This window comes from Stenotrophomonas sp. STEN240 (assembly GCF_056756175.1).
Genome location: NZ_JBRRBO010000041.1, coordinates 1 through 22,840, shown reverse-complemented (window position 1 = coordinate 22,840; position 22,840 = coordinate 1). Strand labels below are relative to the sequence as shown.

The following is a 22,840-nucleotide window of genomic DNA, read 5'->3' as shown; positions in this document are numbered from 1 at the left end:
GCAGGGGTTGTTAGAGGAAGGTCATTTGGGGTGAAGCGTTTGGGTGCAGGTGCTTTTGGGTTTACTTGCTTCAGAGCTGCCCTCACCCCAACCCCCGCTCCGCGCCCCGGCCCTTGCGCTGGCGCAAGGGCGCTCGAGCGAGCGCGAACCGATGGCTCGCAAGCGCTCCCTCTCCCCCCGCAACGGGAGAGGGGCTAGTGCACTACGAGCGCAAGCAATGTGAGCCCCTCTCCCGTTTACGGGAGAGGGGTTGGGGTGAGGGCGCTCTGAAAGCAAGCAAACCCACCCACGCGAACATCACTTGCTAACCGAGAACTCAATCCGGCGGTTCTGCGCACGACCTTCGTCGGTGTCATTGCTGGCACGCGGCTTTTCCTGGCCATAGCCCTTGCCGGTGAGCACATCCGCAGCAACCCCCAGTTCCGAAAGCTTGGCGACCACAGCATCAGCGCGCTGCTGGCTCAAGGTCACGTTGGCAGCGGCATCGCCGGTATTGTCGGTATGCCCGCCCACTTCGATCTTTGTTCCTGCAGGTGCCTGCTTGATCGCGTTGGCGGCGCTGGTCAGTGTTTCCATGCTGTCGCGGGTGATGGTGGCCGAGCCTGTGTCGAAGTAGATGTTCATCAGGTTCAGTGCCTTGACCAGGTCATCGCCGCTGAAGCCGGCCTTGAGTCCTGACAATGCCGCTGCCGCGCGATCCCACAGGCCGCTGATTTCAAAACCACCAAAGAGGCTGCGCAGTTTGTCGCTGACGCTGAAACGATCCGCTTCGGACATGCCGCTGGTGTCGACGCTGAGCTTGTCGCCATCGAAGCCGAACTTCAGGCCCTTGGCCTTCAACTCCGGCAGCGCGGCGATCAGCTTGTCCATCCAGCCCGCCGGCAGGGTTGCTGCATCAACATTGATGTTGCCGGACAGATTGCCTTCGCCGAAGTTGGCTTTCAGCGCATCCCACAAACGGGTCTTGTCGGCCTCGGTGGCGACCTGGCCACTGACAGTGACCTTGCCGTCCACGTTCTCGAAGCCGAAGCGCGGATTGGCCTGGGCTACCGGTGCTGCCGGTTGCATGGTGGTAGCCGGTTGCATTGGCGCCGGCGCGACCGCTTCTTCCTTCTTGCAGCTGCGGAACAGCAGGAATGCGGCAAGCAGCAGGATCAGCGGGATCAGCCATTTCCAGAAACCGCCCGAGGCCTTGGCCGGCACCGTGCTGCCGCCGCTGTATCCGGCGGTGGGGGTGGTGGTGCCGAACCAACGTTCGTAATCGGCAGGGCGGGTGGTGGGGATGCGGCCGCCAGGCGTCAGTTGCCCGATGATCTTGGGCAGCAGCCACGCGCCCGCCATATTGACCGCTGCTGCGGGTATGCCGAGTTTGCTGGCAATACCGCCGGCGAGGTTCTGGCCGAAGCCGGCACTGAATTGATCCGGTTGCAGGACATTGTCACCGGGCGTGCTGCCTATCCATGAAGAGAACAGGTTGTCGAGTCCGGCATCGGCAAAACGTTTTTGCAGGCCGGCGAAGCCGCCGGTGGCAGGGTCGAAAATGACATCGACAAGCTGACGCACCAGGCGCCCAGCATTGTCGCCGAGATGAAAGCGGGTGGCCGCTTCGCGAATCAACGACTCGAACATATACGCCTCCGCAAGGGATGAACCGGGCTGGAATGAGCCGGCAGGCGTAAGGAGCGCCTTGCGCTGTTAAAGCTGGATGAATTCGGGTTTTTGGGGTCCTTTAGCTAGAAGCTTGCCCTCACCCCAACCCCCGCTCCGCGCCCCGGCCCTTGCGCTGACGCAAGGTCGTTCAAGGAGCAGCGAACCTGTGGTTCGCAAACTGCTCCTTTCACCCCGCAAGCGGGAGAGGGGCTCGCATCGCTTGCGCTCGTAGTGAATTAGCCCCTCTCCCGCTTGCGGGAGAGGGGTTGGGGTGAGGGGAGGCTTTAAGCAAGCAATCCTCCCGAAAAACGCCCCGAAAATCAGAACGTAAACCGCACCCGCCCATACCAGTACGCGCCATTGCTGCCAATCGGCGACAGCACGTCGTAGGGCAGGTTGCCGAAGTAGTAGATGTCCTCGTTCGATTTGTCCGGGTAGTTGTCGGTCAGGTTCTGGCCTCCGACGGCAACACTCCACTGCGGGGTGATGTGGTATTCGACTTCCGCATCCAGCTGCCATTCGGCCTGGTAGGTCTGGGTGGGCACATAGCCGTCACCGAAATCGAACACGCGCTTGGCGCTGCCGTGGCGGCTGAGCCGGCTGCTCAATGACCAGCTGTCATTGGCCCAGCTGGCGGCGAACTGCGCGCGGGTGCGCGGTGCCGCATCGGTCAGCGTATTGCTTTCTTCCACGCCGAACAGCACGTAGTCCGGGTCCAATGCCAGCAGCTGCGCCGGGGTTGTCAGCACATTCTTCAGCTCGGTCTTGGCATAGCTCCAGGTGCCGGTCAGCAGCAGTTCGCCATCGCCCAGCGACTGCCGCCAGTTGCCGACAAACTCGGCGCCACGGGTGCGGGTGTCGGCGGCGTTGACGAAGTAGTGCGCGCTCTGCAAACCGCTGACGCCGAACTGCTGCTGCACGAAGTCGGTCAGCGCGTCGCCGGTGATGCTCTCCGACAAGGCGATGCGGTCATCGATATCGATCTGGAACAGGTCCAGCGACAGGTCGAAATGGCTGCCGATCTGGCTGGTGAAGCCCAGGCTGTAGTTGATCGACTTTTCCGGCTTCAGGTCGGTTGCGCCGAGGGCACGCGCGATTGGATTGTTGACCGACAACAGGCGGCCCTGCACCAGCTGGCCGCCAGCGGTGTAACCGGTCGAGGTGGATTCGTAACCGATCTGGCTCAGCGATGGTGCGTGGAAGTTGTTGGAGATCGAGCCGCGCAGTGCGAATGCCGGGGCGAATGCGTAGCGCGCGCCGATCTTGCCGGTCAGCTCGCCGCCGAAATCTTCGTAGTGCTCGTAGCGAGCGGCGATATCGGTGGAGAATTTCTCGCCGAAAGTCGAAGACAGGCTGGTGTAGGCGCTGATCACATCGCGCGACAGATCGGCTTCGTCCCGCGGGGTCAAACCACCGCCGGCCTGCGAGCCGGTCGGGCGGTCGGTATAGGGGCCGGCGGCGTAGCTGGCCGGGTCGCCGGCGCCGGTTTCGTAGCGCTCGTGGCGGCCTTCAATGCCGAAACCCAGGCTGTGGCTGTCGTTGGCGCGCACGAAGATGCGGCCGACGTCGAGATTGGCCACGGTCTGGGCGAAGCTGAAATCACCGGTCTTGAAGCGGGTAGGGCTGGCCGGGCCCAGCGAGGCATTGAGCGAGTCGCGCAGGCGGTAAGTGAACTCATTGCGGCCGTGGTCGAGGCTGGCGTCGTAGTTCCATTCGCCCCATTGCCCGCGCGCGCCGCCAACCAACTGCACGTCCAGGTTTTCACCCTCGGAAATGGGCCGGTAACCGTTCGGATACAACTCCTTCCAGTTGGCCTCGCCATCGGGGTAGCGGAAATAGTTGGCGCCTTCGGTATCGCGCTGGTTGTAGGTGCCGAAGGCATAGGCCTTGGACGTCGCGCCGAACGGAAGCTCGGCGTTGAACCAGGCATTGAGGTCCTTGCTGGCGCCATCGCCCAGCGAGTAATTGCGCTTGCCGGCCAAGGCCAGATTGTCGGCGGTCTGCGCCTCCCACGGCGGGATCTGGTCGAAGCCGGCGCGGTTGGTGGCCTCGCGGTTCTTCAGTTCCAGGCCGACGCGCAGGAAACCACCGTCATCGGTCAGCGCGGTGCCAACCTTGGCGCTGAAGTAGCTGGTCTGGCCATCGGTGAGGGTGCGGTCGATCGGCTTGAGGTCGGTGTGGTGTGCGCCAAAGCTGGCCTCTATGGCGCCGCCTTCCGGCGCGTCGTCGAGGATCACGTTGATCACGCCAGCTACCGCGTCGGAGCCATACAGCGCACCGGCGCCGTCACGCAGCACTTCGATGCGCTTGATCGCGCTGACCGGGATGGCATTGAAGTCGACCGGCGTGGTGCCCTTGCCGATCTTGCTGTCGGTATTGACCAGCGCGCTGTTGTGACGGCGCTTGCCGTTGATCAGCACCAGCACCTGGTCCGGCGACAGGCCGCGCAGCTGCGCGGCGCGCACGTGGTCGGCGCCACCGGAGTTGGACTGGCGCGGGAAGTTGAACGAGGGCAGCAAGGCCTGCAGCGCGCTGCCCAGCTCACCGTTGACCACGCCGGCCTTGCGGATGTCCTCGGCGCTGAGCACGTCCACCGGTGCGGTGGATTCCAGCACGGTGCGGTCGACGGCGCGGGTACCGGTGACGATCACCGTGTCCAGGTTGGTCGCCTGCGGGGCGTCCTGGGCAAAGGCGGGGGAAGACAGCGCCAGCGCGATGGCCAGGCCGAGCGGGGCCGAGGTGGGGCGGGACATGGAAGCTCCGGAACAGATAGGGGGGGAGGAAGTTGCACTTACATCCATCCGGATGAAGCGATATATTATCTTCGCGTTAACACCGCTGCCGGCGCAAGTCCTGCTGGCAATCGGCTGATAACCAAACGCGATATCCCCTGCGGTGCCTTGGATGCCACCGTGTCGTCTCTGCCCGGAGGTTTTCCATGAAGTTGCACGCTGTCCTGTTGCCCCTGCTGTTGGCTGTTGCCGGCAGCGCCCACGCCGCCCCGCCTGCCGCCGAGCCGGCGCCCAGTGCGCAGCTGCACGGCGACGCCGCGCGCCCGTCTGAAGCCGGTGGCTGGGTGCGCAGCGAGCTGTATTTCGGGGTGGGCGAGGAGAGCGGTCCGTCGGCACGTGAGCAGACCGAGGTGATCAGCGAGACGCAGTGGCGCGCCTTCCTCGACAAGGAAGTGACCCCGCGCTTTCCCGATGGCCTGACCGTGTTCGACGCCTATGGCCAGTGGCTGTTCCGTGGCGCGCCCGAGCCGAACCGGCTGCGCACCAAGGTGCTGGTGATCCTGCATGAGGACAGCCCGCAGCGCCGCAACGACATCGAAGCCATCCGCCTGGCCTGGAAGCAGGCCACCAAACACCAGTCGGTGCTGTGGTCGCGGCAGCCGGTGGAGGTATCGTTCTGAGCAGCGCGGGATCGGCTAGCCTGCGGGCAGCCTCCGAATGCAGATGACTGCCCCGATGATGCAGATGAAACCAAGGTCCCGCCTGCGAAGTGCCGCTCATGGCTTGCTGATGCTCGGTTTGGCGCTGTCGGCAGCGCCGCTATGGGCGGCCGATGACAGCCAGATAAGCTTCGAGGTCGCCCCTGGCGTGACCGCGGATGCGCGGTTGCTGGGCGATGGCAACATAGAGGTAAGCAGCAGTCGCGCGAAATCCCGCCAGGTGCTGCCTGCGTCCACCGATGAAGAAGGCGCCGGCACGCGCCTGGGTCATGCCGACTACAACTTTGACGGCTACCAGGATCTGGATACCAGCGCGACGCTGGGTCAGGTCAACGAATTGGTCACGGTGTATCTGTACGAACCTGCCAGTGGCCAGTTTCGCGCACTGGCAGCACCTGGCGGTTCGGAGATCAGTTGCGATGGTTTATGGTCGCTAACCCCCGACCCTGCCACACGCACGCTCAGCAGCAGTTGCCGAAGCGGGCCGATGTGGTACACCGACATCTACCGCTACCAGGGCAGTCAGCTCTACCTGTATCGCTCCATGCGCAATGCCTTCATCGACACGGAAGCTCTGGCGCAGGTGTTGGCGCTGGGAGCGGTGGATGATGCTGAGATACTGACGGTGTGGAGTGCATGGGATGCGGCAGGCAAGCGGCTCGAAACCGCTATCTGGAATGCATTCGATCCACCCACGAGCAACGCACCGCTGCAAGGGCGCAGCGCATCGGTAGTGCCGGACAAGCTACCGCTGTACAGCAAGGCCGGCGACACCTCGACCAAGCGTTACCTGCTCAAGGGCGACCGCGTCGAGCTGCTGGACGAAGCCGACGGCTGGCTGCAGCTGCGCTACCGCAATCCCCGCCGTGGCCCGGTGCTGGGCTGGGTGAAGCTGCCAACAAGCGAATGATCTGTTCCAACTGAAAGTTCTGTACCAGCGTTACCATCGCTCCGCTTTCCTGACGATATCCCCCATGAATTCTTCCGCTTCACCCTCACAACCGCGCTGGTTCGTTGCCGGCGATCTCAATGGCTTCTTCGGTCTGGTGGTCGACAACCTGTCGATCCTGGGCTTCATCGCGATGGCCTTGATCGGCATCTTCCAGTTCCCGGCCGAGGTGGTGTTTGGGCGCATGTTCCCCGGTACCGCTTTTGGCGTGCTGATCGGCAACCTGATGTATACGGTGATGGCGCGGCGCTTGGCCGCACGTACCGGCCGCGATGATGTCACCGCGATGCCGCTGGGCCTGGATGCACCGACCAGCATCGGCATGGCGCTGCTGGTATTGGGCCCGGCCTTCGTCGGCTTCAAGCAGCTGGGCATGGACCCGCAGGCAGCGGCGATGGCCACCTGGAAGCTGGGTATGGCCTCGCTGGTGGTGATGGGCCTGCTCAAGCTGGTGCTGTCCTTCGTCGGCGATGCGGTCACCCGCCACGTGCCACGTGCGGCGCTGCTGGGTTCCATCGGCGGCGCGGCGCTGACTCTGCTGGGCTTCCTGCCGCTGATCGAAAGCATGCGCCAGCCCCTGGTCGGTCTGGTCACGCTGGGCGTGCTGCTGTACGTACTGGTCGCACGCGGCGTGGTGCCGCTGCGCTTGCCGGGCGTGCTGTTCGCGCTGCTGGTGGGCGTGGCGCTGTATTACGGATTGGGCGCAGCAGGCGCCTTGACCGGCTTCCAATGGCCACCGACGATTTCCTTCGCGGTGGCGCTGCCGCTGCCATCGCTGGGCTTTGTGCAGGGGCTGCCGCTGACGGTGCCGTATCTGTCGTTGCTGCTGCCGTTCGGCCTGCTGATGATCGTCGGCGGCATCAACGTGGCGGAAAGCGCGCGCGCTGCTGGTGACGACTACCGCACCCGCGACATCTTGCTGGTCGAGGCCATCGCCACGCTGGTGGCTGGCGTCTGCGGCGGCGTTGCACAGACCACGCCGTATATCGGCCAGCCGGCTTACAAGCGGCTGGGTGCACGCACCGGTTACACGCTGCTGACCGGCCTGTTCATCGGCATCGGCGGCATGCTTGGCGTGGTTGCCGGGCTGGTGCAGTGGCTGCCGGTGGCAGTGCTGGCGCCTATCATCGTCTTTGTCGGCCTGGACATCACCGTGCAGGCCTTCCAACAGACCAAACGCGAGCACGCCATTGCGGTGGCACTGGCCTTCCTGCCGGCCATTGCCTACCTGATCAACATCAAGTTCGGCACCTGGGTGGCGCCGGACGCAGCGGCGGCACTGTACGCCGCTGTCGACGGCCATGGCCTGTCGGATGTGGCCACGCTGCAACTGCTGGGCAATGGTTTCATCATCACCGCGATGTTGTGGGCTGCGGCCTTGGTGGCCTTGATCGAGCGCCGCCCCGGTGTGGCGGTGGGTCTGCTGTTCGTGGCTGCGGTGCTGAGCGTGTTTGGCGTGATCCACTCCACCGATCCGCGTGGCGGTATCTACCTGCCATGGCAGCTGGAAGGCCTGCGCCAGGCCATCACCCTGCAGGTGACGGCTGCCTATGCGGTGCTGGCGGTGGTGATCGGCCTGATGTCGCTGCAGAAACAACGTTGATGCACCGGGCCCTGCTGTAGCGGGCCCGGCTTTAGCGAGCTTGAACTGGCAGGGGAACCTGCCGGGATTGCCGGGGTCACACCATCACATGCAATAAAGGTGCAAGTGATGCAGAAGCGCAAAGCAGTGTGGCCCTGGGTGGTAGTTGGTGTCGTCGCGGTTGGCGGCGCGGGTTGGTGGTTGTTCGGAGATGAGGTGGCGCAGCTGCGTCAGTCCACGCCGGCAGCAGCAGCGCGGGCAGACGCCGTCCCGGCGCCGGCCATCCAGCCGCCAGCGGTGGCCGAGCAGGCCGCCGCGGCGAAGTATCCGCTGGCCGCGGCCGCCGATCCGGCCTTGCCGGCGTTGGCCGACAGCGACGAGGCCAGCTGGCAGGCCTTGAGCGGATTGTTCCCCGCACAAACCCTGGCGCTGCTGCTGCGTGAGCATCTGATCCAGCGCGCGGTGGTGCACGTGGACAACCTCACCCAGCCCAGCTTGCCGGGTTCGGCGATGGCGCTGCGGCCACTGCCGGGCACGCTGCTGGTGGAGCAGGGCAGTGCCGGCGGCGAGCAGCTTGCCGCCGCCAATGCCGCGCGCTATGCCCCATTCGTGGATGCGTTTACGCATGCCGATGCGGGCGCCGTCGCGGCGGCCTACACCCGTTTCTATCCGTTGCTGCAGCAGGCGTATCGCGACATCGGCCATCCCGACGGCCATTTCAACGACAGATTGGTGGCGGTGATCGACCACCTGCTGCAGACCCCCGAGCCGGCCCGGCCGCTGGCGTTGGAGCCGGATGGCAAGGGCCGTTATCGCTTCGTCGACCCGGCCCTGCAATCGCTGTCGGTCGGGCAGAAGGCCCTGCTGCGCATGGACGCGGCGCAGCAGCAGGCGGTAAAGCAGCAGCTGCGGGCATTGCGGGCTGCCATCACCCACGGCTGAGAACAGCGGTCGCTTGCGTTGGATCAAGGACGCGGGCACGGCGGCTGGCGATATTGGCCCTGGATTGCGATTGCAGCTGAACAAGTAAGCCTTTTACCCTTGAATCACACCGTTGCAACCGCATCTGAATCAGTATCGCCAGCGATGCTGGCCTCCCAACTTTGAGGAAGAAGACCCATGCGGATGGATAAGCTCACCTCCAATTTCCAGAAAGCCTTGGCAGATGCCCAGTCGCTGGCGGTTGGCCGTGATAACAACATCATCGAGCCGGTGCATGTGCTCAGCGCGCTGCTCGATCAGCCCGGTGGCAGCAGCCGGCCCTTGCTGGCCCAGGCCGGCGTCAACGTGCCGGTGCTGCGCGAGCGGTTGACCGAAGCGCTGGATGCGTTGCCCAAGGTGTCCGGCCAGGCCGGTAGCCTGTCGCTGGGCAACGATCTCAATCGCCTGCTCAACAACACCGACAAGCTGGCCCAGCAGCACAACGACCAGTTCATCGCCAGCGAGTGGTTCCTGCTGGCGGCGGTGGACGATGCCGGCCCGGCCGGCATGGCCCTGCGCGCTGCCGGTGCCGATAAAACCAAAATGAAGGCCGCCATCGACAAGCTGCGCGGCGGAGAAAGCGTGCAAAGCGAAAACGCCGAAGAGCAGCGCCAGGCGCTGGAAAAGTACACCATCGACCTGACCGCGCGTGCCGAAAGCGGCAAGCTCGACCCGGTGATTGGCCGCGACGAGGAAATCCGCCGCACCATCCAGGTACTGCAGCGCCGTACCAAGAACAATCCGGTGCTGATCGGTGAACCCGGCGTGGGCAAGACCGCGATTGTCGAAGGCCTGGCCCAGCGCATCATCAACGACGAAGTGCCCGAGGGCCTGCGCGGCAAGCGCGTGCTCTCGCTGGACATGGGCGCGTTGATTGCTGGTGCCAAGTTCCGCGGCGAGTTCGAAGAGCGGCTGAAGGCCGTGCTCAATGACCTGTCCAAGAACGAAGGCCAGATCATCCTGTTCATCGACGAACTGCACACCATGGTCGGCGCCGGCAAGGGCGAAGGCGCGATGGATGCGGGCAATATGCTCAAGCCTGCGCTTGCGCGTGGCGAGCTGCATTGCATCGGCGCCACCACGCTGGACGAATACCGCCAGTACATCGAGAAGGACGCCGCGCTGGAGCGCCGCTTCCAGAAGGTGTTTGTTGGTGAGCCGACGGTCGAGGACACCATCGCCATCCTGCGTGGCCTGAAGGAACGCTACGCAGTGCACCACGGCGTGGAGATCACCGACCCGGCCGTGGTTGCCGCAGCGACGCTATCGAACCGCTACATCACTGATCGCCAGTTGCCGGACAAGGCCATCGACCTGATGGACGAGGCCGCCTCGCGCATCCGCATGGAGATCGACTCCAAGCCGGAAGAGCTTGATCGTCTGGAACGTCGTCTGATCCAGCTCAAGATCCAGCGCGAAATGCTGAAGAAGGAGAAGGACGACGCCTCGCGCAAGCGCCTGGCCGATCTGGAAGCCGACATCGACACGCTGGAGCGTGAGTTCTCCGACCTCAACGAAATATGGAAATCGGAAAAGGCTGCGCTGCAGGGCGCGACCAAGATCAAGGAGCAGGTCGAGAAGGCCAAGCTGGATCTGGAAGCCGCACAGCGTCGCCAGGATTTCGCCAAGATGAGCGAGATCCAGTACGGCCTGTTGCCGAATCTTGAGAAGCAGCTGGCTGCCGCGCAGGAAGTGGACCGCAAGGACTTCCGGCTGGTGCAGGACAAGGTGACCGACGAGGAAATCGCCGAGGTCGTCTCGCGCTGGACTGGTATCCCGGTCAGCAAGATGCTTGAAGGCGAGCGCGACAAGCTGCTGCGCATGGAAGACATGCTGCACAACCGCGTGGTTGGGCAGGAGGAAGCGATCCGCGTGGTCTCCGATGCGGTGCGGCGTTCGCGCGCTGGCCTGTCGGACCCGAATCGCCCGAGTGGCTCGTTCCTGTTCCTCGGCCCGACCGGCGTGGGCAAGACCGAGCTGACCAAGGCGCTGGCCGACTTCCTGTTCGACTCGCCCGACGCGATGGTGCGCATCGACATGAGTGAGTTCATGGAGAAGCACAGCGTGTCGCGCCTGATCGGTGCGCCCCCGGGCTACGTGGGCTACGAAGAAGGTGGCTATTTGACCGAGGCGGTGCGTCGCCGCCCGTACAGCGTGATCCTGCTGGACGAAGTGGAGAAGGCGCATCCGGATGTGTTCAACATCCTGCTGCAGGTGCTGGACGATGGTCGTCTGACCGACGGCCAAGGCCGCACCGTGGACTTCCGCAACACCGTCATCGTGATGACCTCGAACCTGGGCTCGCACCAGATCCAGGACATGAGCGGCGACGACAGCCCGGAAGCCTATACGCAGATGAAGGCGGCGGTGATGGGCGTGGTGCAGGCGCACTTCCGTCCTGAGTTCATCAACCGCCTGGACGACATCGTCGTGTTCCACCCGCTGGACAAGCAGCAGATCAAGCAGATCGCACGCATCCAGATGCGTGGTCTGGAGAAGCGGCTTGGCGAGCGTGGCCTGCGCCTGGATGTATCGGATTCGGCGTTCGACCTGCTCAGCAATGTCGGCTTCGATCCGGTGTATGGCGCGCGTCCGTTGAAGCGTGCAATCCAGGCCCAGCTGGAAAACCCGCTGGCGCAGAAGATCCTGTCCGGCGAGTTCGTCAGCGGCGACACCATCAAGGTGGAAGCCGGTGGTGGCGGGCAGCTGCAGTTTGGCAAGGGCTGAGAGCGTAGTGCCGAGCCATGCTCGGCAGAGGCTCTACCAGCGGAAAGCTGCCCTCACCCCAACCCCTCTCCCGCATGCGGGAGAGGGGCTCGGATCGTGTCGGCGACTAGTGCACTAGCCCCTCTCCCGCTTGCGGGGTGAAAGGAGCAGTTTGCGAACCACAGGTTCGCTGCTCCTTGAACGACCTTGCGTCAGCGCAAGGGCCGGGGCGCGGAGCGGGGTTGGGGTGAGGGGAAGCTTCAAGCTGAAAAAGCATCAGAAGATGCCATCCCCTCACAAGTAACCCCTGCAACCGTCCACCGGCTGCCATCCATCCTCGGCTATCGTCAGCGCTCACTCCTTACCGAGCGCTCCGATGACCAACCCGCAGTGGAAGCCTGAAACCATCGCCGTGCACGGCGGCTATTCGCCCGATCCCACCACCCGCGCGGTTGCGGTGCCGATCTACCAGACCGTTGCCTACGCCTTCGACGACACCCAGCACGGTGCCGATCTGTTCGACCTCAAGGTGCAGGGCAACATCTATACCCGCATCATGAATCCCACCACCGATGTGCTGGAAAAGCGCATCGCTGCGCTGGAAGGCGGCATTGGCGCGCTGGCGCTGGCCTCCGGCCAGGCCGCGATCACCTACGCCATCCAGACCATTGCCGAGGCCGGCGACAACATCCTTGCCTCAAGCGCGCTGTATGGCGGCACCTACAATCTGTTCGCGCATACGCTGCCGCAGTTCGGCATCCAGACCCGCTTTGCCGACTACCGCGATCCGCAGGCATTTGCCGCTTTGATCGACGAGCGCACCAAGGCGGTCTTCGTCGAATCCATCGGCAACCCGCGCGGCAACATCACCGATATTGAAGCGATCGCCAAGATCGCGCATGCGCATGGCGTGCCGGTGATCGTCGACAACACCGTGGCCACGCCTTACCTGCAGCGCTCATTTGATTTTGGCGCCGATATCGTTGTGCATTCGCTGACCAAGTATCTCGGCGGCCATGGCACCAGCCTGGGCGGTGCCATTGTCGATTCCGGTCGTTTCCCGTGGGCCGAGCACAAAGAGCGCTTCCCGCGCCTCAATACGCCGGACGTCAGTTACCACGGCGTGGTCTATACCGAAGCACTTGGCCCGGCGGCCTTCATTGGTCGTGCGCGGGTGGTACCGCTGCGCAACATGGGCGCGGCGATTTCACCGTTCAATGCGTTCCAGATTCTGCAGGGCATCGAGACGCTGGCGCTGCGCATGGATCGCATCAACAGCAATACGCTTGCGGTGGCGCAGTTCCTGCAGAAGCACGCGAAAGTCGCCTGGGTGAACTACGCCGCATTGCCTGACCATCCGGAACACGCGTTGGTGCAGAAGTATCTGCGTGGGCACGGTTCGGGTGTGTTGACCTTTGGTCTGCCGGGTGGTCGCGAAGCTGGTGCGCGCTTCCTGGATGCGCTGCAGTTGTTCACGCGCTTGGTGAACCTGGGTGATGCGAAGTCACTGGCTACGCATCCTGCTTCCACCACGCATCGGCAGTTGGACGAGGCCGAGTTGGAGAAGGCGGGAGTGAGCCTGGACACCGTGCGCCTGTCGGTGGGTATCGAGCATATCGATGACTTGCTGGCGGATCTGGCGCAGGCGTTGGCTGGGGCTTGAGGGTTGGATCAAGAGTTGCAGAAGCAGATCAAGAGCGGGGTCTGCTTGCTAGAAGCTTCCCCTCACCCCAACCCCTCTCCCGTAAAAGGGAGAGGGGCTCGCATCGCTTGCACTCGTTGTGCACTAGCCCCTCTCCCGCGTGCGGGAGAGGGGTTGGGGTGAGGGCAGCTCCTAGCGCATGGAACTCACCAAGCAACCGTAAACCGCTTGCCGATATGCTGCGGGGCTTCCAGCTCATCCACCACCGCCAGCGCCAGATCGGCGGCACTGATCGTGCCCGGGCCGTCGCCGGTGCTCAGGGGGGTATCGCTGCCAACACGGTACTTGCCGGTGCGCTCGGTGGGGCTGCCCGGATGGAAGGCCACCGGCGGGCTCAGCTGGGTCCAGGCCAGCGAAGTCTCATTGCGCAGCTCGGTCAGCGCATCACGCGCAGCACTGGCGCCGGGATAGATCGCTGCCGGGAAGCTGGGTGAATCCACGATCTGGGTGCCGTCCGGCGCATACAGGCTGCCGGCGCCGCCAATCACGATGTAGCGCTTCACACCTGCCGCCTTGGTGCCGGCCACGATCGCGCGGCTGCCGCGCATGAATTCGTTGTACAGATCCGGGTTGGCCCAGCCGGCGTTGTAGGCGCTGATCACCGTGTCGGCACCGGCAACAGCCGCGCGCACCTCATCGGCATTGAGTACATCGGCCTTGACCACCTGCAGCTGCGGGCGGGTTTCCAGCTTGGCCGGGTCACGCACCAGCGCAGTCACGTCGTGGCCACGGGCCAGCAGTTCTTCGAGCAGGGCCTTGCCGACAAAGCCGGTGGCGCCAATCAGGGCAACTTTCATGGGAACGTCCTTGGGGTGGGGAATGAGCCCAGTGTCCGCCGATCGAGGGGCTGGCGGCAGTCGCAAAAAATCACAATCACCTTGAAGCTGTGCTTCACAATGGCCGCACGGAGGTAAGCCATGGACAGCGTCAAACGGATGGCCTTGTTTGCCCAGGTGGTGCAGCACGGCTCCATGAGTGCGGCAGCGCGGGCGATGGGCATGAGTACCTCGGCGGTGAGCCAACAGCTGCGCGCGCTGGAACAGGATGCCGGGGTTGCGCTGCTGCATCGTTCGACCCGGCGGCTGGCGCTGACCGACGTCGGCAGCCGCTATTACGCGGCCTGTGCGCGCTTGCTCGATGCCGCCGGCGAGGCAGAGGCTGAACTGTCGGCCGCCCGGCACGCGCCCAGCGGGGAGCTGCGCCTGTCTGCGCCCCTGGGCATGGCGGCGCATATCGGCCCGGCCCTGGGCGGCTGGCTGCAGGACAACCCGCAACTGCGGCTGCATCTGTTCTTTGACGATGGCTGGACCGACCTGCTGCAGGCGCGCATCGATCTGGCGCTGCGCTTCGGCCAGCTGCCGGACAGTGACTGGATGGCGCAGCGCCTGGGCAGCCTGCAACGCTGGCCGTGCGCTGCGTCGGCATGGCTGCAGCAGCATGATGTGCCCGGCGATCCCTTGCAGGTGCCGGCCGCCGAATGGCTGGGCATGCCGCAGGTGCCGGGCCTGGTCTGGCGCCACCATGACAGCGGCCAGGAACATCTGGTGCCTGCGCATCCGCGTATCGCCAGCCAGAATCAACCGGCGGTGCTGCGCCTGTGCGAGGCGGGATTGGGCGTGGCCGTGCTGACCAGTCTGGATGCCGCCCCGTTGCTGGAGGCGGGCAGTCTGCAGCGGCTGTTGCCGGAGTGGGAAGTGCCGGCGCTGCCGGTGTGGGCGGTCACCCCGCACCGGCAGACCCAGCCGGCCAAGGTGCGCCAGGCCATTGTGTTGCTGCAGGACTATCTGGCGCGCCTGCCCGGTGCTGCGGCTGCGGCTGCGCAAGATCGGAAACGCCAGCGTTGAGCGCGAGCGCTGTAATAACCTCACTTCCCATGGAGATGCCGCAATGAAAGCCAATGTCGCGCAGTTGCCACGCCTGGACCGGGTCATCAGCTGCCTGCAGCAAAGCATCGATGCCGGCGGGTCCTTGCCCGACCTGGATGCGCTGGCCGCCATCGCGCATTACTCGCCGTTCCATTTCCATCGCGTATATCGCGCGCTGACCGGCGAGACCATCGGCCGTACCGTGCAGCGGTTGCGTGTGGTCAAGGCCTTGCAGCGCCTGGCGCACAGTGATGCCAGTGTCACCGAGATCGCCTTGCTGGCCGGTTACGACACGCCGCAGGCACTGGCGCGGGTGCTGCGCGATACCGTCGATGCCAGCGCCAGCGAATTGCGGATGGATCCGCAGCGCATGGCGAACAGTATCGAGCAGCTGTCACGGCCGCTGCCCTTGGCCGAGCAAACAGCGCCGTTGAGCGTGGAAGTCATCACCCTGGAACCGTTCGAAGTGGTGGCGCTGCGGGCGCAGGGGGCCTTCGATGATCTGGACGCGGTGTTCGGCGAGCTGTTTGGCTGGGCGGCCGAGCAGGGGCTGATCGAACAACTGCAGCAGTTGATCGGCATGCCGCAGGGCGATCACCGCGAGCTGCCCACCGAAGAACTGCAGTTCGATTGCGCGCTGGCCTTCAGCGCGGATCTGCCGGCACTGCCGGCATCACTGCAGCGGCAGGTGCTGGGCGGCGGGCGCATGGCGCGGCTGCGTCATGTCGGCAGCTACGCGTTGCTGGAGGATGCTACCGATCAGCTCTTGCGCGACTGGTTGCCCGGCAGCGGCCACGCCTTGCGCGATGCGCCGCTGCACTATCACTTCCTGGACGACCCCGAGGACGTGCCCGAGGCCATCCTGCGTGCCGATATCTACGTGCCGCTGGCCGCCGGCTGAGGCATGCCCGGGCGCAGGCTGCGGTAGGGCGGGGTGGACATGATCATCTCCGCCAGCGAATACGCCAGCTCGCGCTCGGCCATCACGGTGCCATCGGCACCGTGGGCCAGCAGATGCTTCACTTCGGCATCGCTGTGGGCGCGCGCGAGCAGGGTCAGGTTGGGGTTGATGGCGCGCAGTTTGGCCAGCACTTCGCCGGATTCCAGCGGTTGCGGGATGGCCAGCACGGCGATGGTGGCGCGCTCGGGGTGGGCTTCGGCCAGCACCTTGTCCGAGGCGGCGCTGCCGCGTATGCCGGGAATGCCAGCCGCGTGCGCGCGCTCCACGTGTTCGCGGTTGTCGTCGATCACCATCACCGGCACGCCGCGGTCGCGCAATACCTGCGCCAGTTCGCTGCCGACGCGGCCATAGCCGACCACGATGGCGTGGTCCTGCAGGTCCAGCGACGGGCCCGGCGGGATATCCGGCACTTCCGGCACCGGCGCGATTTCCTTGTGGCGTGCCTGCCAACGGTCAAGCAGGCCGAACACTACAGGGTTGAGCATGATCGACACCAGCGCGCCGGCCAGTACCAGCGACTGCCCGGTCGGCGGCAGGATCTTCAGCGCCACGCCCAGCCCGGCAATGATGAAGGCGAACTCGCCGATCTGCGCTAGCGAGGCGGAAATGGTCAGTGCGGTGCTCTTGGAATGGCCGAACGCGCGCACGATGAAGAAGGCCGCAGCCGACTTGCCGAACATGATGATCATCACCGTCGCCAGCACCTGCCAGGGGTGCTCGACGATGATCATGGGGTTGAACAACATGCCCACCGAAACGAAGAACAGCACCGCGAACGCATCGCGCAGCGGCAGCGAATCGTGTGCCGCCTTGTGGCTGAGCTCGGATTCGTTGAGCATCATGCCGGCGAAGAATGCGCCCAGCGCGAACGACACGCCGAACAACTCGGCCGCACCAAACGCCACGCCCAGCGCAATCGCCAGCACGCACAGGGTGAACAGTTCGCGCGAACCGGTGCTGGCAACGCGTTCAAGCACCCACGGAATCACCCGCCGGCCGACCACCAGCATCACCGCCACGAACAGGCCGAGCTGCACGAAAGTCCAACCGATCGAGGCCAGCAGCCCGCTGATCGACAGTTCCTTGCCGGTTGCATCCGGGCCGAACACCTCGGCGATCACCGGCATCATCACCAGCGCCAGCACACAGGCCAGGTCCTCGACGATCAACCAGCCCACCGCGATCTTGCCGCGCGTGGTTTCCAGCAGGCGGCGCTCTTCCATCGCCCGCAGCAGCACCACGGTGGACGCGGTGGCCAGCGAGAAGCCGAAGATCACGCCATGCAATACCGGCCAGCCCATCAGCGTGGCCACGCCCCAGCCGAGCAGGGTGGCTACCAGGATCTGGCCGATGGCACCGGGAATGGCGATGGCCTTGACCGCCATCAGGTCCTTCAACGAGAAGTGCAGGCCGACGCCGAACATCAGCAGCATCACCCCGATCTCGGCCAGCTGGTTGGCCAGCGCCTGGTCGGCGACAAAGCCCGGCGTGAACGGCCCCACGATGACACCAGCCACAAGATAGCCAACCAGCGGTGACAGCCGCAGCTTGTTGGCCAGGGCACCAAGCACGAAGGCCAGGCCCAAACCAATGGCAATCATGTTGATCAGGGCGGTGTCATGGTGCATCAGGGCTCGCTGGGTCGGGTGGGGGAGGCCTCGATTCTAAAGGTGCTACCGGTGTACCAGCGCGGAAATGCCGGAAAAATATGATATTTCTCCGGAACAGTGCGTATCTGCACGCCTGCCCGGTGGCGCCGCAGCGGGTGTGGGAGCGGATCGGCCAGCGTCCGGAAGCAGGCTCAGGCCGCTTCGCCCGCCGCTGAACTGGTTCTCGGTTCCGTCCCCCAGCGTTGCTTGACCTTGTCGTAGTCCAGCGTCTGCCGCCACAGATCAAAATATGTCCCGTGCCGTAGCCCGGGTAAGCGCAGCGCACCCGGGGGCCTTCGCTCGAGGCCTTTGGTAGCGTTGAGCCATGCTGGGTTGGGGGCTATCGGGAAAGCCTCTGCCGAGCATGGCTCGGCACTACATGTTGGTGGTTTCGCCGGACAGCACCGTAGCGTGGGTAAGCGCAGCGCACCCGGGGTTCTTTGCGCGGGGCCGGGGGCGGTTGTCGTTTTAGACCCCAGAGATGAAAGAAGAAAATGCCCCGGTTTCCCGGGGCATCTTCCTTTCACGACATCAAACCGGGCTTACCAGGTGTAGCTGATGCGGCCGTAGACGTAGGCGCCGTTGAAGCCGAACGGCGAGTAGTTGCTGTACGGCATCATCCCGTAGGTGGAGTTCAGCGCGTTCTCGACACGGTCCGGGTATTCGTCCAGCACGTTGTCGGCGCCGACGGTGAGCTTCCAGTTTTCGCTGGGCTTGAAGCTGGCCGAAGCGTCGACGATCCACTTGGCATCGTAGGTCTGGTCGCGGCTGGCACTGGCCGAGTTGCGCACGGTGAAGCTGCCATAACGGGTGGCCGACAGGCCCAGCTCCCAACGGTCCGAACGCCAGGTGCCGCTGAGGATGCCCTTGTCGCTGGGGAAGCTGTCCTCGATGCGGCCGATTTCATCGCGGCCGATCAGCGACTGGGTGATGCCCAGTGCCGAGAACACCGCCGGCGAGGCGCTGAACTTCTTCACTTCGGTTTCGTTGTAGCTGTAGGCCGCGGTCAGTTCCAGGCTGCTGGCGCTGAACGGGATGGTGTAGCTGGAAACGAAGTCCACGCCACGGGTGCGGGTGTCCAGACCGTTGGTGAAGTAGGCGAACTGGGTGACCTGCTGCAGGCCCAGGCCGGACAGCAGCGCGGCAGCGGCCGGGGTGGTGTTGATGTTGGAGGACAGCACGATGCGGTCGTCGATGTCGATCTGGTAGGCATCGACGGTGACGTACAGGCGGTCCACCGGCTGCAGCACCAGGCCAACACTGTAGGAGGTGGACGACTCGGCCTTCAGCGGTGCCGCACCCAGGGCCTGGGCAGCGGCGCTGGTGGTCGGGAAGGTGCCCTTTTCATAGAACACGCCATCAGTGATGGAGCTGGTAACCGCCTGGTAGCTCTGCTGCGCCAGCGACGGTGCACGGAAACCGCTGGAAGCGGTGGCACGCAGCGCGACCTTGTCGGTGAAGGCATAGCGTGCCGACAGCTTGCCGGAGAACTTGTCGCCGAAGTCCGAATAGTCTTCGTAGCGGCCGGTCAGGCCGGCGGAGAACTTGTCGGTAAGGTCGGCTTCAAGGCCTGCATACACCGCATAGTTGTCACGGTCCTTGTGCACTTCATTGATCGGGGTGAAGCCGCCGAAGCCCTGCGCACCGCTGCCGGTGTAGGAATTCAGTTCACCGGCAGTCTGCTCCCACTTCTCGCGGCGGTATTCACCGCCGAAGGACAGCGTGACCGGGTAGGCCAGGCCCCAGTCCAGCGCCTTGGTGAAGTCGGCGTTGAAGATGTCCTGCTGGTACTTCAGCGTGCCGTCGTAGAACGAGGTCGGGCTGGTTGCGCCCAGGCTGTAGTTGAGGCTGTTGCGGGTGTGGAAATCCAGGGTGTTTTCACCATGGTTGACGCTGACGTCCCAGGTCCAGCCGCTTTCGGTGTTGCCCTTTACGCCGGCAACCACGGAGCGGTCCTTGGAGTACTGGTTGATCTGCGGCACGTAGCCGTTCGGGTAGAGCTGGGCCAGCAGGGCGCTCTGGCCGCTGTGGTTGGGCGAGCGGTAGAACGCGAACGAGGTGATGTCGCGGTTGCTCAGCAGGGCGTTGGCGTAGCCGCTGATGTTGTCGCTGAAATTGAAGCTGGCATTGGCCGAGGCAGCGGTAGCATCCACGCGCGGGTCGCCGACCACAAAGGTCTTCTCGCCGATATCCGGGAAGTTGCCGGTATTCGGTGCGGTGCCCTGGTAGGGGCCGGCGCGGTTGCTTTCGTCCTGCTGGCTGACCTGGCCGGCCAGGTGCAGGCTGCCGCGGCCGTCGGCGAAGCTGACGCCGGTGTCGCCGGAGAGCTGGTACTTGTTGCCGTCGCCGGCCGAGTACTGGCCGTAATCCACGGCCAGGCTGCCGCCCTTGCCGCTGCCCTTGAGCACGATGTTGATCACGCCGGCGATGGCGTCGGAGCCGTACTGGGCCGAGGCGCCGTCACGCAGCACTTCCACGCGCTCGATGGCGGCGATCGGAATGGCGTTGATGTCCACGGCCGAAGCGCCACGGCCGATGCTGCCGTTGACGTTGATCATGGCCGAGGTATGGCGGCGCTTGCCATTGACCAGCACCAGCACCTGGTCCGGGGACAGACCGCGCAGCTGTGCCGGGCGGATGCCGCTGGTGCCATCGGTCAAGGCCGGGCGCGGGAAATTCAGCGAGGGCAGGGCGCGCGACAGCGCGGTGGCCAGCTCGGAGGTGCCGGTGGATTGCAGGATTTCGGGGGTGATGATGTCGATCGGCGACTGCGATTCGGCCACGGTGCGGTCGGCCACGCGGGTGCCGGTAACGATCACTGTATCCAGGGTATTGGCGCTGGACTGGGCCAGGGCGGGGAGCGCCGGGGCGCCAAGGACGAGGGCAATTGCGACGGCGAGGGTGCTGGACTTGCGGTTCATCAGGTTGCAGCTCCGGTATTGAGTGGCGGCATCGCTGGCGCTTTGGGGGTCGCCGCTGTTGCGGTACGCCATTACGAATTAATGGAATTTTTACCTCGTGTCAAACCGGATGGTTAGGCTAAATTGTTGCTTTCGAAAGCTTTTTTCAATTCAACAAGGCGATTTGGCAATACAGGTACTTGCTTCCTGTCAGACAACGCCGTTCAGGCGCGTGCGATATCAGGAGGTGAGTCAAGTATTGGTTACCGTTAGAATTGCGTCGCAGGAATGCTGCTCACATGCACATTCCTTTTCGTTATAACGGACCTATTCATGATTTCCCTTCGTAATTTCGCCCTCCGCCGGGGCGAGCGCCTGCTGTTGTCCAACGTAGACCTCACCCTGCATGCCGGCTATCGCGTGGGCGTGGTGGGCCGTAATGGCGCAGGTAAATCCAGCCTGTTTGCTGCGGTGCGCGGTGAACTGGAAGCCGACAAGGGCGACGTGTCGCTGCCCGGCAAGATCCGCATCGCCGATGTAGCCCAGGAAACCCCTGCGCTGGCCGACCGCGCCATCGACTATGTGCTCGGTGGTGACGACGTGGTCGCCGCCGTGCTGCAGGAAGAAGCTGCCGCCGCCGCGCGCGAGGACTGGGAGGCCGTTGCCAACGCCCACCAGAAGATGGCCGAGCTCAATGCCTATGACGCCGAAGCGCGTGCCGGCAAGCTGCTGCACGGCCTGGGCTTCCCCGCTGACACCCATGAGCGCCCGGTTGCGGCGTTCTCCGGTGGCTGGCGTGCGCGCTTGAACCTTGCCCGCGCGCTGATGATGCCCAGCGACCTGCTGCTGCTCGACGAACCGACCAACCACTTGGATCTGGACGCGGTGTACTGGCTGGAACAGTGGCTGCTGAAATACCCGGGCACGCTGCTGCTGATCTCGCATGACCGCGAGTTCCTCGACAACGTCGCCACCCACACCCTGCATCTGCATAGCGGTACCGCCAAGCTGTATGTCGGTGGTTACACCGACTTCGAGCGCCAGCGTGCCGAGCACCTGCGCCAGCAGCAGATCACGCATGAAAAGGAACAGGCCGAGCGCGCGCATCTGCAGAGCTTCATCGACCGCTTCAAGGCGCAGGCCAGCAAGGCCACCCAGGCGCAGAGCCGGATGAAGCGCCTGGCCAAGATGGCCGGCACCGAAGCGGTGCGCGCCGAGCGCGAGTTCCGCATCGAGTTCTCGCCGCCGGCCAAGCTGCCGTTCTCGCTGATCCGCCTCAACGACGTGACCGCCGGTTACGGACCGGATGCGGTGATTTTGGACAACGTCGGCTTCGGCCTGGAAGCCGGCCAGCGTGTTGGTCTGCTCGGCCCGAACGGCGCCGGTAAGACCACGCTGGTGAAATCGCTGGTCGGCGACCTGCCGCTGCTGGCCGGTGACCGCATGGCCCACCCGGACCTGCAGATTGGTTACTTCGCCCAGCACACGGTGGAGTCGCTGCATGCCGGCATGACGCCGATGGATCACTTCCGTGAGATCGCACCGGACGGCGTGAACCAGTCGTTCCGCGATTTCCTTGGCAAGTGGAATTTCCCCGGTGACCGCGCGTTCGAGACCGTGGATGGTTTCTCCGGTGGCGAGCGTGCGCGTCTGGCGCTGGCGCTGATCGCCTGGCAGCAGCCGAACGTGCTGCTGCTCGACGAACCGACCAACCACCTTGATCTTGAGATGCGTGAGGCCCTGGCCGAAGCGCTGTCGCTGTTCGAGGGCGCGATCGTGATGGTCTCGCATGACCGACATCTGATCGGTCTGGTCTGCGATACGTTCTGGCGCGTGGCCGATGGCGTGGTCGAGCCGTTTGCCGGCGACCTGGACGAATACGCGCAATGGCTGCGTACCCGCGCCAGCGCGCAGGGTGCACGCACCAAAAGCGACCGCCAGGAAAAGCCGGCAGCTGCTGCACCGGTTGCGCAGGTGGCTCCGGCCAAGCCGGCGTCGAACAAGAAGCCGGTCAACCCGCACAAGCTGGAGGCGGCCGAGAAGAAGGTTGAACAGCTGGGTGCGTCGCTGGCGGAGGTGGATGCGCAGTTGGCCGATTCGGGCAATTACGCGGACGCGGCCAAGATGGCCAAGCTCGGCAGTGAGCGCGAAGTGCTGGCGCAGCAGCTGGAGCAGGCCGAGGCGACGTGGATGGAAATGTTGGAAGACTGAGCCCGCTCGGTCTTGTTTGTAGGAGCGGCGTAAGCCGCGAAGCTGGCAATGCCGGAATCCCCACGGTAGAGCCGAGCCATGCTCGGCTGAGGGTTTACCGGTGACGCCCCTGCCGAGCATGGCTCGACACTACAAGGCCGCTCCGCTCTGTTTGTAGGAGCGGCGTAAGCCGCGAAGCTGGCAATGCCGGAATCCCCACGGTAGAGCCGAGCCATGCTCGGCTGAGGGTTTAC

At 64.5% G+C, this 22,840-nt stretch carries 14 protein-coding genes; 9 read left to right on the top strand and 5 right to left on the bottom strand.

What is annotated here, in order from left to right; all coding sequences use genetic code 11:
- Positions 1-297: 297 nt before the first annotated feature.
- Both ACVOKO_RS15390 and ACVOKO_RS15385 read right to left on the bottom strand, forming a co-directional pair.
- The gene (locus tag ACVOKO_RS15390) at positions 298-1,629 is read right to left on the bottom strand and encodes an OmpA family protein (RefSeq protein WP_346499766.1); all 1,332 of its coding nucleotides are present in this window, start codon (positions 1,627-1,629) and stop codon (positions 298-300) included.
- 341 nt (positions 1,630-1,970) lie between these two features.
- On the bottom strand, positions 1,971-4,403 hold the full coding sequence (locus ACVOKO_RS15385) for a TonB-dependent receptor plug domain-containing protein (protein ID WP_346499765.1): 2,433 nt from the start codon (positions 4,401-4,403) through the stop codon (positions 1,971-1,973).
- A gap of 185 nt (positions 4,404-4,588) precedes the next feature.
- Between ACVOKO_RS15385 and ACVOKO_RS15380 the strand changes: the two genes are divergently transcribed.
- From ACVOKO_RS15380 to ACVOKO_RS15355, 6 genes are all read left to right on the top strand, one after another.
- Positions 4,589-5,062 carry a DUF3574 domain-containing protein gene (locus ACVOKO_RS15380; protein WP_346499764.1) on the top strand — a complete coding sequence of 158 codons (474 nt, stop codon included), beginning with the start codon at positions 4,589-4,591 and terminating at the stop codon, positions 5,060-5,062.
- 64 nt (positions 5,063-5,126) lie between these two features.
- Positions 5,127-6,011: an XAC2610-related protein gene (locus tag ACVOKO_RS15375; protein ID WP_346499763.1), complete on the top strand. Its 885-nt coding sequence runs from the start codon at positions 5,127-5,129 to the stop codon at positions 6,009-6,011.
- A gap of 64 nt (positions 6,012-6,075) precedes the next feature.
- Positions 6,076-7,653, top strand: coding sequence for a hypothetical protein (locus ACVOKO_RS15370; RefSeq protein WP_346499762.1), 1,578 nt, complete (start codon positions 6,076-6,078; stop codon positions 7,651-7,653).
- A gap of 108 nt (positions 7,654-7,761) precedes the next feature.
- Positions 7,762-8,574 (top strand): DUF3014 domain-containing protein, encoded by an 813-nt coding sequence (locus ACVOKO_RS15365; protein WP_346499761.1) that lies wholly within the window; start codon positions 7,762-7,764, stop codon positions 8,572-8,574.
- Between the two features lie 177 nt (positions 8,575-8,751).
- Positions 8,752-11,340: an ATP-dependent chaperone ClpB gene (clpB, locus tag ACVOKO_RS15360; RefSeq protein WP_346499760.1), complete on the top strand. Its 2,589-nt coding sequence runs from the start codon at positions 8,752-8,754 to the stop codon at positions 11,338-11,340.
- A gap of 355 nt (positions 11,341-11,695) precedes the next feature.
- Positions 11,696-12,982, top strand: coding sequence for an O-acetylhomoserine aminocarboxypropyltransferase/cysteine synthase family protein (locus ACVOKO_RS15355; protein WP_346499759.1), 1,287 nt, complete (start codon positions 11,696-11,698; stop codon positions 12,980-12,982).
- A 185-nt stretch (positions 12,983-13,167) separates the two neighbouring features.
- On the opposite strand, the gene ACVOKO_RS15350 is transcribed toward ACVOKO_RS15355, so the two are convergent.
- Positions 13,168-13,818, bottom strand: coding sequence for an NAD(P)-dependent oxidoreductase (locus tag ACVOKO_RS15350; protein ID WP_346499758.1), 651 nt, complete (start codon positions 13,816-13,818; stop codon positions 13,168-13,170).
- Between the two features lie 120 nt (positions 13,819-13,938).
- Here ACVOKO_RS15350 and ACVOKO_RS15345 point away from each other — a divergent pair, with 120 nt between their 5' ends.
- A complete protein-coding gene (locus tag ACVOKO_RS15345; protein ID WP_346499757.1) occupies positions 13,939-14,865 on the top strand; it encodes a LysR family transcriptional regulator in 927 nt (308 codons plus the stop codon).
- 43 nt (positions 14,866-14,908) lie between these two features.
- Positions 14,909-15,787 carry an AraC family transcriptional regulator gene (locus tag ACVOKO_RS15340; protein WP_346499756.1) on the top strand — a complete coding sequence of 293 codons (879 nt, stop codon included), beginning with the start codon at positions 14,909-14,911 and terminating at the stop codon, positions 15,785-15,787.
- On the opposite strand, the gene ybaL is transcribed toward ACVOKO_RS15340, so the two are convergent.
- Together ybaL and ACVOKO_RS15330 are read right to left on the bottom strand one after the other, a co-directional pair.
- Entirely contained in the window at positions 15,763-17,475 is a 1,713-nt protein-coding gene (gene ybaL, locus ACVOKO_RS15335; protein WP_346499755.1) for a YbaL family putative K(+) efflux transporter, read from the bottom strand. The two genes, ACVOKO_RS15340 and ybaL, sit on opposite strands and share 25 nt — an antisense overlap.
- A gap of 563 nt (positions 17,476-18,038) precedes the next feature.
- Positions 18,039-20,417 carry a TonB-dependent receptor plug domain-containing protein gene (locus ACVOKO_RS15330; protein WP_346499754.1) on the bottom strand — a complete coding sequence of 793 codons (2,379 nt, stop codon included), beginning with the start codon at positions 20,415-20,417 and terminating at the stop codon, positions 18,039-18,041.
- A 312-nt stretch (positions 20,418-20,729) separates the two neighbouring features.
- Here ACVOKO_RS15330 and ACVOKO_RS15325 point away from each other — a divergent pair, with 312 nt between their 5' ends.
- Entirely contained in the window at positions 20,730-22,607 is a 1,878-nt protein-coding gene (locus ACVOKO_RS15325; RefSeq protein WP_346499753.1) for an ABC-F family ATP-binding cassette domain-containing protein, read from the top strand.
- Positions 22,608-22,840 lie beyond the last annotated feature (233 nt).